Annotated in this window: 3 protein-coding genes; 2 read left to right on the top strand and 1 reads right to left on the bottom strand. The window is 42.5% G+C overall.

What is annotated here, in order from left to right:
* Positions 1–4: 4 nt before the first annotated feature.
* Complete coding sequence (locus tag AWN68_RS18890) at positions 5–8,179, bottom strand: PKD domain-containing protein (protein ID WP_068410704.1); 8,175 nt, start codon at positions 8,177–8,179, stop codon at positions 5–7.
* Positions 8,180–8,658: 479 nt separating this feature from the next.
* On the opposite strand from AWN68_RS18890, the gene AWN68_RS01985 reads away from it, so the two are divergent.
* Both AWN68_RS01985 and AWN68_RS01980 read left to right on the top strand, forming a co-directional pair.
* Positions 8,659–9,615 (top strand): AAA family ATPase, encoded by a 957-nt coding sequence (locus AWN68_RS01985; protein ID WP_068411467.1) that lies wholly within the window; start codon positions 8,659–8,661, stop codon positions 9,613–9,615.
* Positions 9,616–9,869: 254 nt separating this feature from the next.
* Positions 9,870–21,017, top strand: coding sequence for a T9SS type A sorting domain-containing protein (locus AWN68_RS01980; RefSeq protein WP_068410702.1), 11,148 nt, complete (start codon positions 9,870–9,872; stop codon positions 21,015–21,017).
* Positions 21,018–21,147 lie beyond the last annotated feature (130 nt).

Below are 21,147 nucleotides of genomic sequence, written 5' to 3'. Positions count from 1 at the left end.
TTAATTATTTAATCAGTGAGAAAACCCCGTTTCGTTCTGCCTTCAAACCGTTTTGGGTAAACCCTGAAATTTTGTAGACATAGTTTCCATTTTCCGCAGGAATCCCTTTTACAATTCCATCCCAGCCTTTGGTCTCTAAAAGGGTGGTACTGAAAACCAATTCACCCCAAGTATTGAAAACAGAGAATTGGACGGTAACTAGGCCTAAGAACTCTGGGCGGAAGTAGTCGTTATTGCCATCTCCATTGGGACTAAAAGCATTCGGGGTCATAATTCTGTAGCCTTCTGTAATTTCCAGAACAGTGGTTTTAGAGGAGGTACAACCCGTATTGTCTGTTGTAATAAGGGTGACAGTGTACTTTCCGGGAGAATCATAAGTATGAATTGGGTCGATTTCATCTGAATCGAAACCATCTCCAAATTCCCAATCCCAATCGATAATGTCTCCTACAGATTTATCATAGAAATTGACAGGGTCATTAGCGGCTAAATCTCCCATTTTCCTGAGTGATTCTGCATTGTATGAGAATTCTGCTTCTCCAAAATCTGGAATGGAAATGTCTATGGCTTTGGATTGAACACAGCCTCGGTTGTCTAATATTTCTAAACTAAGCCTTCCGGGTTGGGTAAGAAAAATTTCGTTGTTGTTGCTACTGCCTAAACTCCATCTGTAGCTGTAGTCTCCTGACCCGCCCGTTACATTGGCTTTTACCCTCATGCCAGCCAGTCGGTTTTCACAATCTACTTCGCGAACAGAGGTGAGCCCTATGCGCAAAGGCTCTGGCTGCTGTACGGTGTAGGTACCTTGCACTTCACAACCGTATTGATCTGATACAGTTACCACATAAGTTCCTGGTAGAACGTCAACAAGTTCGGACGTTGTTTGTCCGTTGTTCCAACGGTAGGTATATGGCTCTCTTCCTCCGGAAACGATCACATTCACCCTTCCACTTTTTGGGTCGTTGCAACGCGCGGCCTCTTCAATATAGGCGTCTAAGTTGAGTGGTAAAGGTTCAATAATGTTGAACAACTTTTGAATGGTGCAGCCTTTGTTGTCCGATATCAGCACGTTGTATTGGCCAGGCGCCAAACCTGTAATTACTTCTGTAGAAGCCCCTGTATTCCATTGGATGGAGAGTGGTTCAATTCCACCTTCAATATTGAGGGAAATGGAAGCGTCATTCGCCCCTACGCAACTCACTTCCGAAATAAAAGGAGCTGCAATAAAGCGTTCAGGAGTGCTGAGTGTATAAGATCCTTGCACAGAGCAGCCATTGGCATCGGTAATTTCAACAATGAAAGTTCCGGCTGAAATGCCAACTAGGTTTTTGGTGGTTGCTCCGTTGCTCCACTGATAGGTATAAGGGAATACTCCTCCACTGACATCGAGGTCAATAGAACCGTTTCTATCATCAAAACATTGACTTTCATTTATTTTAGCGTCTGCAATAACCAGAGGGCTTGGCTCCTCCACTGAGAATACTTTTTCCGTGATACAGCCTTTTGCATCTGAAACTCGAATGGTATAATCTCCAGCAGTTAAATTTTTAATTTTGGAGGCTGTACTTCCCGTACTCCATAGATAAGTATAGGGAGCAGTACCACCTTCCACGCTCAGTTCGAGGGCTCCGTCTCCATCGCTAGCACATGACAATTGCAAACCACCTTTGGCACTTATGCTGACGGGCTTTGCTGGTTGTTGAATACTAAAGCTCTGCTGAACTAAACATCCATTGGCATCGGTAACACTTACCGTATAATTGCCAGCCATTAGGTTATTGATTTGTCTTGTTCGAGCCCCATTGCTCCACAAGTAGGTATAAGGAGCAACGCCACCTGAAGTAATTGCATTGGCGAAGCCAGTATTTTCACCAAAACAGGCAAATTCTTCAGTCCTATCTACCGTTACCCCGAGGGCAAGTGTTGGTTCAGAAATAACAACAGAAGCAGTGGTCGCACAACCCGCGGCATCGGAGATTAACACACTATATACACCTGCGGAAAGGTTATTGAGCACCTTTCCCTCCGATCCGTTGTCCCACACATAGCTGTACGTACCACTACCTCCTTTTACATTGAGGACAATCGTTCCATTGGATTCTCCTTTGCATAGCACATCTGTTTTCTGAACACTGACATTTAGGCTTCTAGAGTCACCAATTTCTACCGAAGAAGTGCTTGAGCAGTTATTGGCATCGGTGATGGTGAGGTTATAGGTTCCCCCAGCCACATTGATTAAATCTTTACTTGTAGCACCACTACTCCATACGTAGGTGTAAGGTGCCGTTCCACCACTTGGAGTAACGATAACGCTTCCATCAGCATCTCCAAAACAGGTAGTATTGGTTATCGCTAAGTCAGCGGTTATTGCGTTTGGCTGGGTAATAGAATAAGAAGCCGAGAAAGAACAGCCATTTTTATCGGTCACCTTCACGTTATAATTTCCAGCAAAAACGTTGACTAGATCTCTTTGTACTGCACCGTTGCTCCAGAGGTAATTGTATGGTGCTGTTCCTCCAGTAACGGTTAAGTCGATTCTTGCATTTGGTAGACCATTGCAACCTACATCGGTAATTGTTGCTGTAGCATTTAGCGCGGAAGAAGGTGCTAAAATCGTAACGTTTTTTGTGGTTTTGTAACCCTTGGCATCAGTGACTGTCAATGTATAATTGCCTCCAGCTAAGGATGAAATGTCTTTGGTAGTAGCGCCATTGCTCCAGAGGTAGGTGTAGGGTGAGGTGCCACCAGATACTTGGGTAGTAATATCGCCATCGCCCGCCTCAAAACATGACACGTTATTGGCGGTGTAGTTAAGCGTTAGTGGCAAGGTTTGGGTAATGTTGAAGCTTCGTGAAACGCTACATCCTTTTGCATCGGTCACTTGTACCTGATAGCTGCCTACTGCTAAACTGGACAGGTCTTCTGTTGTGGCTCCATTACTCCAAGAATACGCATATGGAGCGGTTCCGCCAGTGACAGTTAAATCAATGGAGCCATCTGTAAGGCCATTACTGCTGATGTTTTGAGAGGAGCTGGTAGAGGTTAATGCATCAGGAGCGGTGATGTTGTAGCTTTTTTGCACCGAACAGCCATTCGCATCGGTGATGGTCACATTGTATGTTCCAGCAGCCAACCCAACAAGATCTTGGGTAGTTTTGCTATTACTCCATGCGTAAGTGTAAGGAGCCGTTCCACCTGCAACCGTTAAGTCGATGGTGCCATCATTGGCTCCAAAGCAGGTTAAATTGGTATTTGTTTCTGAGACCGAAAGCGCGGCTATTGGCTGAGTGATTTGGATATTTTGAGTTACCGAACAACCATTTACGTCCGTTACGGTGACCGAATAATTACCGGCCGCTAGGCTTGAAAGATCTTCCGAAGTGGCACCATTTGACCAAGCGTAAGTATAACCCCCAACTCCTCCGGTAACGGTGATGTTGATTGCCCCAGTTGTGTTGGCAAAGCAAAGCACATCGGTTTTAGTGAAGGTGAGCTGCATTGCGGCAGGCTCAGTAATTTGGAAGCTTTTGGAAATGGAACAGCCGTTGGCATCGGTGATTTGTACCGAATAATTACCAAGTGTTTGTGACGAAAGGTCTTCAGACGTAGCGCCATTCGACCATAAGAAAGTATATGGGGCAGTTCCTCCCGAAGCGCTTAAATCAATCGCTCCGTTATCAGCGCCATTGCATGTAATATTTGTAACGGAAGCAGTAGCCTGAACTTGGCTTGGAGCACCGATGGTAAATGTAACAGAGACGGTACAACTTCTAGCGTCTGTAACTACGACTTGATAATTTCCTGCAGTTAAGCCAGAGACATCTTGGGTGGTTTTTCCATTATTCCAAGCATAGGTATAAGGTGCTGTTCCACCAGTAACTGTTAAATCTACGGCTCCGTCATTTCCCCCAAAACAAGAGACATCTGTAGAGGTTCCTGTAGCGGCAAGCGCAGAGGTAGGCTCATCAATAACCACAGTCTTCACGGTTTGGCAGCCCTTATTATCGGTAACGGTTAAGGTATAGGTGCCACCCGAAATATTGGCCAAATCTTTTGTAATGGCTCCGTTGCTCCAAGAGTAAGTATAAGGAGCATTACCACCAGAAATGCTCACGTCAATATCTCCATCACCTTGCCCAAAACAGGTCACATCTTGCTTTGTAATAGTGGCAACTAAGGCCAGAGGTTCAGTAATGGTATAAGTTCTATTTAATGAACAGCTGTTGGCATCGGTGATCGTAACTTGATAAGTGCCTCCCGAAATGTTGGTGAGGTCTTGTGTTGTTGCTCCATTGTTCCAAGCATAAGTGTAAGGTGCAGTTCCGCCTGTTACCGTTAAGTCGATTGTTCCATTTAGTGTTCCGTTGCATGTCAGATTTGATGTGGAGGCGGTTACATTTAATGCACTTGGCATTGTAATATTGAAGGTTTCCTGAAGAGAACAACCATTGGCATCGGTTACGGTGACTTGGTAGGCGCCAGGAGTAAGGCCAAAAATATCGCGGGTGGTTTTTCCATTGCTCCAGCTGTAAGTGTAAGGGGCGGTTCCTCCCGAAGGAACTAAAGCAATTGACCCATTATTCGATCCATAACAGCTAAGGTTGGTAACGGTATTTGTAATGGATAGGGCCGATGCAGGTTGATTGATAGTAACGCTTTTTACGGATTCACAACCATTTCCATCGGTAACGGTAACGGTATAAGTACCTGCTATTAAATCTTGGATATCGGCTTGAGTTTGGCCGCTATCCCAGCTATAGGAATAAGGTGCCGTTCCTCCAGTTACGGTGAGGTCTATAGCGGCATTGTTTCCTCCAAAACAGTTAACATCTGTATTGGTATAAGCAATATTGAGTGCCGTAGGTTGACTTAGCGTAAAGCTTTTGGAAGTAGAGCAACCACGGTTGTCAACAATTTGAACGGTGTGGGATCCGGGAGCCAGCCCACTGACATCTTCAGTATTATCTCCATTCGACCATACAAATGTGTAGGGCGCTTCACCTCCACTAACTGTAATATTGATTTTACCGTCATCCGCTCCAAAACAGCTAATGTCAGTTGTGGTTCCTGAAAGATTGAGAATGGGCGGATCAGTGATGTCATAAGAACCTGTTACTTGACAGTTATTGGTATCGCTGATGGTGACACTGTATGTTCCAGGGGATAGATTACTTAGGTTTTGGCTCGTGCTTCCGTTTGACCAGTTGTATGTGTATGGGGCGGTTCCGCCTGATACACTCAGACTAATAGCGCCATCAGTGGCACCGTTGCAAGTAATTTGTCCCACTGTTGGGGTAAAAGTTAAGGCAGCGGCTGGCTGATTAATTTGAACAACCTCTGTAATAACACAGCCATTTGCATCGGTAATGGTAGCAGTATAGCTCCCCGCCACTACTCCATTTAGGTCTTCCGTTATCGCCCCATTTGACCAAGAGTATGAATAAGGTAAAGTTCCGCCAGAAACGGTGATGTTGGCTACTCCGGTGGCATTACCAAAACATAGTACATCTTGTTTTACACTTGTAGCACTTAAAATGGCTGGTTCGGAAATGGTTATAACTTGTGTGTTCTGGCAGCCATTGTCGTCAGTAACCGTAACGGTATAGTTGCCATTGGTAAGCCCTGTTCTGTTTTTTTGTATACTTCCATCATTCCATATATAGATATAAGGTGCTGTTCCTCCGCTTACATTAAGATTGATAATTCCATCATTAGCACCATTGCAAGTAATATCCGTTTTAGAGGGGCTTACAGCAAGTGCTGCTGGCTCAGAAATGGTAAATGAATCAAATTTGATACAGCCATTCGCATCGGTTACCTTCACGGTATACACGCCAGGGGCAATGTTGTTTAAATCTTGAGAAACTGCCCCAGTATTCCATACGTACGCATATGGAGCAACTCCGCCAGTTACTGTAAAATCAATTTTACCGTTAGATCCACCATTGCAAGTCACATTGGTGGCTGTCCCACTTAAAACCAATACTTGAGCTGGCTCATCAATGGTAATGGCTTTAACAATGGAGCAGCCTGATGCATCACTTATGGTTACGGAATAATCCCCTGCGGGTACGTTTACTAAATCTTCAGTTACTGCTCCATTCGACCATACGAAGGAATAAGGGGCTGTTCCATCGGCAGGCGTAAGATCAATGGAGCCGGTAGATTGGCCTTTACACAAAACATCCTGTTTCACCACAGTAGAGGTGAGTGGATCGGGTTCTACGATTGTGAAGGATTTGTTTATAGAGCAACCGCTGTCATCGGTAATGGTTACAGAGTAGCTGCCAGCAGTGAGCCCCGAAATGGTATTCGATGTTGAGCCTGTATTCCACAAGTAAGTATATCCACCCGTACCTCCTGATGGTGTTAAAGTGATACTTCCATCTACTTGGCCGTTGCAACTGATATCTGTAACTACGGCATTAGCCACAATTAATGAAGGCTCACCTAAGGTTACACTTTGAGTTACTGTGCATGATGTACCATCGTCTTTTACTGTTACGGTATAGGTTCCAGCAGGTATATTATTCAGTGTTGCGCCAGAAGCTCCAGTATTCCAGTTATAAGTATATGGGCCAGTTCCGTTACTGGCAAGTACGGTGATACTTCCGTCTGCCTGCCCATTACAAGAGGGTTCGTTGAGTGTGGGGGTAACGATAACTTTTGGAGGATCGGTGACCGTGTAGTTATTGGTATAGGTGCAGCCGTTTGCATCGGTTACGGTTATGGTATAGTTGCCAGAAGCTAAGCCAGAAGCAGCAGCGGTATTTGAACCACTAGACCAAACATAGCTGTAAGGAGCGGTTCCGCCCTGCATTACCACATTAAGGCTTCCGTCACTTTCTCCAAAACAAGAAGGAGAATTATTGGTGATGGACTGAACAGAAAGAGCTGCTGATGGCTGTTTTATGGTATAAGTTCCAGATACTGTGCATCCATTTTTATCGGTTACGGTGAGGGTATAACTGCCAGCGGTTTGATTACTTATGGTTTTCACTGTTTGGCCGGTCGACCACGAATAAGTATAAGGAGCAGTTCCACCAGAAGGGTTTGTTTTTATCCTTCCAGTATTATCACCAAAACACTTAACATCGGTAATGGTTGGGTTAATGGCCAAGGCATTCGGCTCTCCTACGGTAAGAGTTTTTGAAAAGCCGCAACCATTACCATCGGTTACGGTAATCGTATAGCTGCCTGCTGTTAAACCTGAAATGTCTTCGGAAGTTGGTCCATTGCTCCAGCTGTAGGTATATGTTCCATTCCCCCCAGTTACCGAAATATTGATGGCTCCGTCATTTCCTGAATTACAAGAGGCATCGGTGATTGAAGAGGTAATGGCAATTGGGTCTGGGGAGTCGATGGTATAGGTTCTTTCAACCACACAGCCCTTGTCGTCAGTAATGTAAACCTTATAGTCTCCAGGAAGTAAGCTGTTGATTGTCGCCCCAGCTCCAAGGTAGGTCGCTCCTGGTTCGGTATACCAAGCATAGGTATAATTCCCCCAGCCGCCTGTTCCTGTCACTTGTAAGCTCCCATTGGCTGAGTCGCTGCAAGTAGCATCAGTTTTTGAGACCAAAGAACCACCTAAGAAATTGGCAGGCTCTGTTACTGAAAAGGTAATGGTTCCATCGCAGCCATCTTCATCGGTTACCACCAGTTTATAGTTATCTACACCGAGTCCAGTAATTGTAATTGTGGTTCCAGTAGCATTCCCTGTACCGACAGTGCCACCTCCACTATTGGTGAGTACCCAAGAATAATCTGGGTTTCCGTTGGCCATGCTTACCACCACTTGTGCATCTGAGCCTTCTTTACAGCTCACATCATTTACCACAACCGAGCCTACCAAATCAGGAGGATCAGTAATGGTATAGACCGCTGTAATCGTTTTGCCGTTTTTGTCTGTTACGGTAACTCGATAATCGTCCGCTCCTACACCATTGAGTAGGAAAGAATTTCCACCCACGGTGGCTCCTCCAGAGTCTTGCCAAACAAAAGTTAAAGGCAACGCACTTATCTCGGATGATACGGATAAACTTATTTCGCCAACACAGCTATTAATGATTACACCATTTATTGTGGGCCCTTGAGCAAAGGTACTTTGGGCAGCACCAAAAACGGATGCAAATAATATAATTATTCTAATAAACCACTTTTTACTGTCCGTAATCAGCATTTTAGTTGGTGTCCAGTGTGATAGGTGAAAGAGAGTCTAACTGAGACTAAAGTATGCGTATAATTACCAAAAAGCAACTTTTTTCAAATTTAGGATACTTAGAATAACACAATTTGATGGGCGAAAAAGAAGGCCAGGGTTTTGTGTGAAATATAACTATATGAAGCCAACTGACATTTGAGGAAATGTCAGTCACAGAAAGCCGTATTTGAAAGGCTTAGTAAAAAATGAGGGAGTTATTGGATAGAAATGAGTTTTCATCTCAAACTTTTTTTTCGCACAGGTTAATTATTGTTAAAAGGAAAGTGAAATCTCTTTTATAAAGTGAGAAAAGACCGATATTCGCCTCATTCTACCAACGCTGGAAAACTTTATCATCTCATTTGAGTATTGACCCCAGTAATTGATCAAAATTTCTAATTTAGAGCCCTTTAACAAATAAGTTTACAATGGAAGCGGTATCAGCAGAATTGGCTAAAATACACCAAGAAAAAATAAGTAAAGTTGCATCGGAAGTAAGTAAGATCGTTGTCGGCCAGGAATATATGGTGAACCGACTAATGATTGGCTTATTTACCAATGGGCATATTCTTTTAGAGGGAGTTCCTGGTATTGCAAAAACACTCACTGTAAATACACTTGCAGAAGTACTTCATTTGGACTTCCAAAGAGTACAGTTTACCCCAGACCTTCTTCCTGCCGATTTGATCGGAACCATGATTTACAATCAGAAAAAAGCGGAATTTGAAGTTAAGAAGGGGCCTATTTTTACAAACGTGGTGTTGGCCGATGAAATTAACCGTGCTCCAGCCAAGGTGCAGTCGGCATTGCTTGAGGCCATGCAGGAAAAAACGGTAACCATTGGTGAGACAAGCTTTAAGCTGGACAGACCATTCTTGGTATTGGCCACGCAAAACCCTGTAGACCAAGAAGGAACTTACAGTTTGCCAGAAGCGCAGATTGACCGCTTTATGTTGAAGGTAAAGGTAGACTATCCATCTAAAGACGAAGAGTTAGAAGTAATGCGTAGAATGGCAAACATGGCATTTAAACCTGAACTTGAAACGCTTTTGACCAAAGAAGATATTTTCAGCATCCGAAACGAGGTAAACCAAGTTTCTATTTCTGAATCATTAGAGAAATACATTATCGAGTTGGTTTTTGCTACCAGAAACCCGAAAGACTTTGGGTTGACTGAGGAGGCCTATTATATGCAGTTTGGTGCTTCACCAAGGGCAAGTATTAACCTAAACTTGGCGTCTAAAGCGCATGCCTTTATGAATGGCCGCGATTATGTTTTGCCAGAGGACATAAAGGCGATTGGTATGGATGTTCTAAACCACAGGATTATCCTTAACTATGAGGCCGAAGCAGATGGTATTACTACTGAACATATCATAGAAAAGCTCTTAAAGAAGATTCCTATTAATCACTAGAGTTTTAGACGCTGTCTTTAATTTCAAATTAAAAAACTACGGTAACATTTACGATGAATGGCTTATTCATCGTAAATGTTACAAGCGGCAGATAAGTGTATGCGAAATACTTGTTGCTACTTATATTTTCACTATCTTTACCTGTTAAAATAATGACCCGTTAAGGGTTTTTATTTTTTTACCTCTTCCGAAGCCATTACATAAGCGGTCGAAACTATTCGATTGAATTAGTGCCATATAAATACCGGGCTAAGGTGAAAAATGTTATTCATGACCGAAAAGGGTCAGGAGAAATAGTTGAGGTTTCATATTCATACAGATCAGGAACAAATCCTGAATCTTCAATTAATGCTGCATTTTTGCCGTTAATATTTAAATATTGTTTTTTCCTTCTAAACGCCCTGATAAAGGGCCTTGTTCGTCTATTCACTAGTGGATCACTTTTTAGAATAAGTTATAGGTTAATCTTCTTCATCTTCGTTTATTTTGGCTTAGGCGCAACACTTAACGCACAAAATTCGAATATCTTCTACTACGTATCTGATGATGATAATAAACTCTATACGATTAATAGAAATACAGGAGCAGTAGTTGAAATAGGATCGACCGGGGTATCTGATATCGAAGCCTTAGCCTACTATCCTATCCCTGGCTCCCAAACCTTATATGCTGCCAACGGAGGAGACTTTGGTACACTGAATAGAACTACAGGTGCGTTTACATTAATTGATGAAATTGATGATGGTGGTACCGCAGATGGCTCTGCTGGTGCCCAGACACTGAATGATGTTGACGGGCTGATGCTTGATGGGCAAACGCTTATTATGTGGGCTGTTGAGCGAAATTCGGGGCCAGATTTACTCTTCCAAATTAATTTGACCACGGGACATTTTGTACCAGATGCTTTTGGGCCAGGGGTAGATTACTTAGAAATAACGGGAGAAGGGATTGATGTAGATGTAGATGACATTGCCGTTGATCCCATTAGTGGTGAAATTTATGGTGTTTCAAATAATAATGGCTCAAATGATGTTTTATTCAAGGTGAATAAAACTACGGGTGAGTTTATACTTGTGGCCACTTTAGCAGAGGACGATATAGAAGGTTTAGCCTTTAATAATGATGGAGGCCTTTACGGCTCTGAAGGGGACAGTGATAACCGCCTTAGCCTAATCAATAAGTCGACTGGTGCCATGACCAACTTCAGAGATTTTGATGGAGGTGGAGATGTGGAGTCATTGGCCGCATTGGTGGCCAATGCGAACGAAATAACAGGAACTGTTTATGAAGACGATGACCTAGATGGGGTAAAAGACGGTGGAGAAACTGGCTTGGCAAATGTGCGTGTCTATATTTATCTTGATCAAAATGGAGACGGTCAAGTTGACCCAGAAGACACTAGAATTCAGAGTATCTTAACCGATAATAATGGGGACTATACTTTCCATTATTTAACCACAGGAACACTACTCGCAACAACACAGGCAGCTTCTTACCCCTCTGGTTACTCGCTAACTACGGATAACATAGAAACCATCACCTTTACTAACGGGGTTGATTTTGGTGAAAGCGATACAGGTAATGATTTTGGTTTAGGAACGGGGAGTGATTGTGATGGAGACGGCTTAACAGATTTTTTTGAAGGGGAGCTTGATTCTGATGGAGACGGTATTTTAGACAAATGTGATCTTGATTCTGATAATGATGGTATCCGAGATAATATTGAGGGTTCTGAAGATTATGATGATGACGGTATTCCTAATTACAGAGATAGAGATTCAGATGACGATGGTATTCCTGATGCCATTGAAGCGAACGGGGGAATAAGACCTGCTGAATATGTAGCTTCTCAAGGTAATCTCTCTGGCGCAGTGGGCGCTAACGGGATAGTAGATACTAGAGAAACTTCTGCAGAAAGTGGAGTAATGCTTGCTACAAACCCTGACTCTGATAACGATGGATTTCGAGATATTTTAGATTTAGACTCAGATAATGACGGTATTCTTGACCTTCGCGAAGCAGGAGCTACCGTAGACTCTGATAATGATGGACAGGTAGATGGTATTGTAGATGCGAATAACAATGGGTATGCAGATGCGCTGGAAAGTAGTCCGTTGGCCGTTACCAATACAGACCTGTTCTATGAAAATAGCAATAGCTTAACCCAAAGACCCAATTACATTGATATTGATTCAGATGCTGATGGCATTGATGATACTAGAGAAGGCCTAAGCACAGCTGGGTATAGATTTCCGACACTTTTTGGAGATGATGATGAGGATGGAGTTTTAGATTTCTGGGATATTTCAAATGGTAAAAGCCCAATAACACCTGTTGATACCGATACCGATGGTAACCCAGATTATGTAGACACGAATTCAGACAACGACCCTGAGTCTGACTTTATTGAAGGGAATGATGCCAATAATAACGGTGTGGCTGATGAAACTAACACAGGTTTAGATGCAAACGGTAATGGGCTAGATGATCGATTTGATAGCGCATGTTCAGGTGTGGTTTGTCGTTCAGATGTTAGCCTACCTGACACAGATGCTGATAATGAATATGATTTCAGGGACTTTGAAGGATTGGCATTAGATACTGACGGAGATGGAATTCCGAACTCTACAGACATTGATGATGACAATGACGGTATTAAAGATGTTGATGAAGGAGAAGCAACAGATACCGATGGCGATGGTGTTCCAAACAGTCTAGACCTTGATTCCGATAACGATGGTATTTTGGATATTATTGAGGCCGGAGGAGTGGATACGAATGACGATGGTGAGGTGGATGTTGCTACTGATACTGATAACGATGGCTGGGCCAACACCTTTGATTCTGATAATGGTGGAACAGCCTTAACCAATCCAGATTCTGATGGTGATGGTATCAAAAACCTGTTGGATCTCGATAGTGATAATGATGGGGTGGTAGACTTAATTGAATCACAAGCGACAACGGGCAGCCCAATTATCCCAACGGGATCAGACACAGATGGAGATGGTATAGACAATGCATTTGATGATGACAATGGGGGAACACCAATTAGCGACCTAGAGGATATTGATTCAGACGGAATACCAGATTACTTGGATACTGATTCAGATAATGATGGTTTTCTGGATGTTCTGGAAGCTTGGGATACCAACGGTGATTATGTAGCCAATACTGTACCTACTGGAATAGACTCTGATTTAGACGGGCTAGACAATGCTTTCGACAATGTGTTTGGTCCGAACAGCACTACAAATATTTATAACAACGAAGACGCGTTGGATTTCCCAAATGCTACTACTTCTGGCTTAACCTCTGAAAGAGACTGGCGGGAAGATAATGCGGTTGATTCAGATGGTGATGGGCAAATCAATTCCATTGACATTGATGATGATGATGATGGGATTAAAGATGTTGATGAAGGAATTGAAGATTTTGATTTAGATGGTATCCCGAATAACCTGGATTTAGACTCAGATAATGATGGTATTCCAGATATTAAAGAAGCGGGTGGTGTAGATACTAATAATGACGGCAGAGTAGATGATAATACCGATACCAATAATAATGGATGGGCAGATACTTTTGATAGTGTCAATGGGGGAACGGCATTAACGAACCCGGATACTGACTCCGATGGTAAAAAGAACTTTTTAGATATTGATAGTGATGGAGACGGAGTTGTAGACCTCATTGAATCCCAGGCGACTACTATTAGCCCCAAGGTTCCTTCAGGAACAGACACAGATTTAGATGGCCTCGATAATACTTTTGATACAGACAATGCAGGGAGTCCAACAACACCTTTTGATAAAGATGGTGACCTCACCCCAGATTATTTGGATCTAAATTCAGACAATGATGATTTTTCCGATTTACTCGAGGCTTGGGATACCAACGGTGATCTTACTGCAAATACGGTTCCCTCTGGTAGCGATTCAGATGGTGATGGACTGGACGATGCCTTCGATGATGTGATAGGGCCAAATAGAACTACAAACCCGACTAATAGTCAAACAGCATTCTCATTTCCTGATGTAACTACCTCAGGAGATAGTGAAAGAGATTGGAGAGAAACGAATGCCGATGATGCTGATTTTGACGGTATTCCCGATAACTCGGATATTGATGATGACAATGATGGTATTTTAGATTCAAATGAAATAGGAGACACTGACGGAGACGGTATAGATGACAGGCTTGACTTGGATTCAGACAATGATGGTATACCTGATATTATTGAGGCTGGTGGAGTTGATACTAACAATGATGGCAGAGTAGATAATGATACTGATACCGACAATGACGGTTGGGCCAATACTTTTGACAATAATAATGGTGGAACTGCATTACTGAACCCTGATACCGATAATGATGGGATTAAAAACTATTTGGATCTCGATAGCGATAATGACGGTATTCCAGACATTAGAGAAGCTGGAGGAGTAGATACTAATAACGATGGTGTGGTAGATTCAGCTACTGACACTGACGAAGATGGCTGGGCCAACACTTTCGATAGTGACAATGGTGGAGTAGCGTTGACCAACCCGGATACAGATTCAGATGGTAAAAAGAACTTTCTAGACATTGATAGTGATGGTGATGGAATTGTAGACCTCATTGAATCTCAGGCAACAACAGGTACACCAATTATTCCTGTGGGTACTGATACAGATGGAGACGGTATAGATAATGCATTTGATGCCGATAATGGTGGCACTACAATTACTCCAGTTGACACTGATGCTGATACAATCCCCGACTACATTGACTTCAATTCCGATGGAGATAGTTTCTCTGATGCATTGGAAGGTTGGGACACGGATAATGACCAAGTGGCCAATACAGTACCCGCTGGTTTGGATAGCGATGGGGATGGCTTAGACAACGCCTATGATTTGATAACAGGGCCAAATGCAACCACAAATGTTTATAATACTCAGGACGCGAATGATTTTCCAGATGTATCCACGGCTGCCCAAACAACTCAAAGAGACTGGAGAGAAGCAAATATACTCGATGCTGACTTTGACGGAATTGCGGACGGTACAGACATTGATGATGATAACGATGGTATTTTGGATACAGATGAAACAGGAGATACTGACGGAGATGGAATAGATGATAGACTTGACTTAGATTCAGACAATGATGGTATTCCTGATATTGTTGAAGCGGGAGGAGTAGACTCTAATAATGATGGCCGCGTAGATGATGATACCGATACCGATACTGACGGTTGGGCCAATACTTTTGATAGCTCAAATGGTGGTACGGCCTTAGCCAGACCAGACTCAGATAATGATGGCGTAAAGAACTATTTAGACCTAGACTCTGACAATGATGGAATTTTAGACGTAACAGAGGCCAATCATACAGATGCCAATGGAAATGGTAAAATAGACAGTTTTCTAGATACAAATGGAAATGGCTTTCATGACGCAATAGAAGGCTCAGTGTTCGTATTGCCTAATACCGATTTTGCTTATGAAAACACCAATGGTTTACCCCTACTTCCTAACTATATAGACATAGATTCCGATGCTGATGGCATTGATGACACTAGAGAAGGTTATGGCACTGATGATTATCAATTTCCTAATACTTTTACTGATACCGATGGAGATGGAATTCTCAATTTTTGGGATGTAGACGCTGGAAATTCTCCAATCGACCCAGTGGATACTGATGCCGCAGGTTTGGACGACTATGTTGACAGAAACTCAGATAACGATTCTCTTTCCGACTTTATTGAGGGCAACGATTTTAATAAGGATGGTGTAGCAGATGTTGCCAATACGGGTTTAGATACCAACGGTAATGGCCTAGACGATGCTTTCGACCAAGAGTGCTATGGATCATCCATTACGTCTGTTTCTTCGAGTCATGCCGAACAGCAAGGAAGCACCGTTGACATTGTTAGCTCCGATTTGGAATTGGTAACGGAAAACTCAAATCAAATTGTGGGTGTTTATTTTCCTAACGTTGCCGTTACTCAAGGAGCATCTATCAATTCAGCTTATATACAGTTCGAGACTGACGAAGTTACAACGGGCACAGTTAACCTTACCATTGAAGGTCAATTGGCTGCAAACCCAGTTACTTTTACCACAGGGTCAAATAATGTGAGTGCCAGGAGCAGAACAACAGCTAATAAAACTTGGAGTCCAGCAAATTGGAATACCATTGGTGAAGCTGGTGCCGCTCAAAGAACGGTAGATATATCATCTATTATTCAGGAAATAGTAAATCAAGGCGGCTGGTCAAATGGAAATGCTATTGTGATTATTATTACCGGCCCACCAGATGCAGATACTAGAACAGCAGAAGTGAATCCAACTTTATATATCAATTATGGCAGTGGAGTTACCTCCTGCGCTTCGGATGTTGCACTACAAGACAGCGATGGAGATTCAGAATACGACTTTAGAGACAGTAATGGAATAGCTGCACCAATAGATACCGATGCAGATGGTATTGATGATGTAGATGACATTGATGATGATAATGATGGTATTTTAGATACGGATGAAGGCTGTACCGATGTAATTGTCACAGCAGGTAATGGCTTTTCAGCGTCTCAAAAAGTGGCTAGGGTTGAGAACACTTCAAATGGCATTGATGGCGTAAACGGTAGTTATGCACGATTTAGAGATGACGGAGCTACCATGGATATTGTTCTTAGAACGGGGTCGGGTATCGTTCCGGCTGGAAATACTATATCCATTAGAGCTCAGAAAACCGACAGTCGAGCAGCGAACCAAATGACCGTCAGTAAATCTTCGGATGGTGTTAATTTTGATACCGAAATTGAATATTCTTTTGACGATGACGACATATATGAAACGAAGGAGTATGAACTTCTTACAGACGCAACCCATATTAGGATTACCTATGCAAGGAGTAGAGGAGATCTGAGGGTAGACAATGTAAGTTACGAAGGCTTCACCATTAAATGTACTGGAATAGACACAGACTCTGATGGTATTGCGGATCACCTAGACATTGATGCTGATGGCGATGGTATTGTAGATTTGATTGAATCTCAAGCCACAACAGGCACCCCTGTAGTTCCAGTGGGAGTAGATACCGATTCAGACGGATTAGACGATGCATTTGATAGTGATTGTGCACCATGCGGTGCAATCACAGGTGTGCCAACTACAACACCAGTAGACACAGACGGTGATTTAATTCCAGATTTTAAAGATTTCAATTCAGATGGTGATACTTTTTCAGATGCGCTAGAAGGATGGGATACTGATGGTAACCTTGTCGCCAATATCATTAAATCGGGAACAGATACCGATGGTGATGGCTTAGATGATGCCTATGACCTTGTAGCTGGAAAAAATAGTACTACCAATGTTTATAATAATCAGGATGCTTATGATTTTCCTGATGTAACTACTGGAGGAAATATTGAAAGGGATTGGAGAGAAGTGAACGCTGCCGATACCGATTTCGATGGAATTATCGATACCAATGATATTGATGATGATAACGATGGTATCCTTGATACTGATGAAACTGGAGATACCGATGGAGATGGAATTAATGACAGTCTAGATATCGATTCAGACAATGATGGTATCCCTGATATTGTTGAAGCTGGGGGTGTAGATGCGAATAATGATGGGCGTGTAGATAATGTTACAGATACCGACAATGACGGTTGGGCCAATACATTTGATAGTGATAATGGAGGAACAGCCCATACGCTACTTGATACAGACAATGACGGAATAGATAACCATTTAGACTTAGATTCAGACAACGATGGTATACCTGATATTATTGAAACCGGAGGAGTAGACACTAATAACGATGGTGTAGTAGACACAGCCACTGATATCGATGAAGATGGCTGGGCCAATACATTCGATAGTGATAATGGAGGGACAGCATTGAGCAACCCAGATACCGATGGAGATGGGATTAAAAACAACTTGGATATAGACAGTGATGGAGATGGTATTGTAGACTTAATTGAGTCTCAGGCAACTACAGGTTCGCCAGTTGTTCCTGGGGGAACAGATACGGACAGTGATGGGATTGATAATGCCTTTGATATTACTGGAGGCACACCTACTACGCCAGTGGATACAGACGGTGACGGTAAACCTGACTATATAGATTTTAATTCAGATGGAGATAGTTTCTCAGATGCTTTAGAAGGCTGGGATACAGATGGCAATTTGGCGGCAAATACAACCCCATCAGGAACAGATACTGATGGTGATGGACTCGACAATGCCTATGATGATGTAGTGGGGCCAAATGCAACGACAAATGTGTATAATAATCAGGATGCCAATGATTTTCCAAATGTTACTACTTCGGGTGAGACTAGCGAAAGGGATTGGCGTGAAGAAAATATCATTGATTCTGATTTGGATGGCGTGGCTGATGAAGATGATATAGATGATGACAATGACGGGGTCCTTGATGTTGACGAAAACTGTACCGATGTTACGGTTACAGGTACAAACGCTTCATCGGCTTCACAAACTGTGGGTAGCGTTGATGACGTTGGTGACGCCATTGATGGAGTCAATAGTACATATGCCAGATTTAATTCGAATGGAGAGCAGATAGAAGTGGAGCTTCGAGGAGGAAGCACGGTGTTGGCTGGGACAGGAATTACCGTTCGAGCCCGTGAAACCGATGACCGCAATGATAATACAATGACTGTCAGTGAATCAACGGATGGAGTTAACTATGTGAATAGTATTGAATACCCATTTGATCAAGGGGAAGCCTATCAAAATAAGCTATATCTACTTACTACCGATGCAACACATATTAGAATTACTTATAATAGAGATAGAGGAGACCTAAGGGTTGACAATGTAAGTTATGCCAGCTTCACTATTCCATGTACAGGAACAGACTCAGACAATGATGGCATTGCTAATCATTTAGATTTAGACTCAGACAATGATGGTATCCCAGATATCGTAGAAGGAGGTGGAGTAGATTCCAACAATGACGGAAGAGTTGATGGTTCAACATTTGGAGCTAATGGCTGGGAAAATACTTATGATAATATTGAAACATCCGGAACACCGTTAACAGACCCAGATACTGATGGTGATGAATTAAAAAACAGAATAGATATTGACAGTGATGGCGATGGCATAGTCGACCTTATTGAATCTCAGGCTACTACAGGAACTCCAGTAAAACCCGTAGACTCTGATCTTGATGGTGACGGGATTGATGATGCTTTTGATGTAAACTGTGCGCCTTGTGGCTCGGTCACAGGTGTGCCTACTACCCTTGCCAATACAGATGAAATGGACAATCCTGATTATATTGATATAGACTCTGACAATGATGGGTTAAATGACGTTATCGAAGCTTGGGATACTGACGGTGATTACTTGCCAGATATTACGCCTAATGGAGATGATGATGATAACGATGGTTTAGATGATAATTTTGATGATGTTACGGGGCCAAACGCAACGACCAATATTTTCAATAACCAAACGGCCAACTCATTTCCGAACATTACAACTGCCGGGAAAACCACCCAAAGAGATTGGCGAGAATCGAATCAAGAATCAGGCTCACCAGGAGGAGTTAACACAAATTTCTTGCTTTGGGTAAAAGCAGACAAGGGAGGAACTTCATGGCGAGATGTTTCCAATAACTATGTGACGGTTACAAAATTTGGCACACCAAATACTGGAACACTTATCAACTTTAACCCTTCTAATTACTTTGATGCCACTGACTATTATAATACTACCCTAAGTGTTAATGCAGATACTTATGCTGATTTAGCGGTGATAGTTGTGTATCAACCTGCAGCGAACGATGCTGGCTCAGTTTGGGGCGAAGACAACGGTAGTTTCGATCGTTATATATTAGATGGGCCTGGGGCGAATGAAAACGAAGCCGTCAGCAATGGTACTGGCACAGAAGATGACATTACTGGACTTTATTCATCAATGACCACTACTCTTTCAAGTGTTATCTTTGATGAAGATCAGGGCAATGGATCGGGTGTATTCATCAATGGAGGTAGAGAAATTAATTTTACAGCTGATCATGGATCAGAAACCTCCAACAAATTCCAAATTGGAGCCAAAGGAGATGCAACGAGAAGGTTCAATGGGCTTATTTCGGAAGTAATTGTGTATAATCAGTTGTTGTCTCCGATAGCGACACGCCAGAAAATTGAAAGCTATTTGGCGATTAAATATGGCATTACCCTTTCCTCAGACACTGACGGAGATGCCACTGCTTTTGAGGCTGGAGAGGGAGACTATCTTGCTTCAAATGGTACTCCTTTTTGGGATGCCTCTGAAGCAACATCCTTTCAAAATAATGTAGCCGGTATTGCCAGAGACGATGCGAGTTCTTTAAACCAGTTGCAATCGAATAGTGTTAACAGCAATGCTATAGTTGCGATGGGCTTAGATGGAGATACTGATGGTTTAGAAGCCAGTAATTCATTAAACGGAAGCTCTTTCTCTAATGATTTATCGGCCTTGGTATGGGGTCATGATGGTGCCGCACTATATGATCGTGAGAATACAGAATTTGATGCCCTTCAAGTAAAAAGTCGATTGAACAGAGAGTGGAGAATTCAGGAAACTGGTACTGTAGGGACTGTTACCGTTCGCTTCAAAGTATCGGGTTTAATTGGTCCTGGTGATGTGGTTGGAGCGAATGATGAATCCGAAATCGTGTTGTTGGTGGATGGTGATGGAGATTTTTCTTCAGGAGCAAGTGTTGTTTTCCAATCCTTTGAAGTGGATTCAGATGGCTTTGTAAACTTCCAAGCAGACTTTACAGATGGTGCTTATTTTACCCTTGCTTCTGCTGAACAATATGCCTTACCAATCACTTTACTTTCTTTTGAGGCCGTTGCTGAGGAAGACCAAATTGTATTAATGTGGACAACGTTAAGTGAGGTTGAAAATAGTCTCTTTAGGTTAGAGAAGTCGGCTAATGGAATTGATTTTGAAGCCCTAGGATACTTAGACGGTTCAGGAACAACAGAGAGCATCAATGATTATGTGCTTAGGGATAACAACCCGATAAATGGGAATAACTATTACCGTCTGATTGATATCGACCAGAATGGAATTGAAAATACTTCTGAGATTATAATGGTAAGTTATTACAAGGAATCTGATATAGAGATAAAACCTTACCCTAATCCAATCAAAAACGGAGAGACTTTTTACATAAACCTTGAAGAAGAAGCGGTATTGAGTGGGGTGAAAATTTACCAAATGGACGGTATCGAGGTTCCTATCAAAACGGAAAGAACAATTGATAGGCTGGCGATTATTCCGGGCCGAATCGGTGAAGGGGTTCACCTTCTTACCATAATGGTGAATGGTCAACTACATACGCTTAAAATCTTGGTGAAAAATTAATTCGAGTCATTTGCTTTTAATTTTTACTGTAGGGTATAGGCTAGCGTTTACCCATTTCATAAACCTAAATGTTACTAAAAGACTAGTCCGTAAAGCGAACTAGAGATGTCGCGAGTACGAGTTTTGAAAG

It is taken from the genome of Roseivirga echinicomitans, assembly GCF_001592935.1.
Taxonomy (GTDB): Bacteria; Bacteroidota; Bacteroidia; order Cytophagales; family Cyclobacteriaceae; genus Roseivirga; species Roseivirga echinicomitans.
The sequence above is the reverse complement of the archived record's forward strand: the minus strand, read 5'-3'. Positions and strand labels throughout refer to the sequence as shown.

Coding starts and splice junctions, on each gene's coding strand:
- AWN68_RS18890 (WP_068410704.1), bottom strand. CDS start 8,179: ATGCTGATTACGGACAGTAAAAAGTGGTTTATTAGAATAATTATATTA.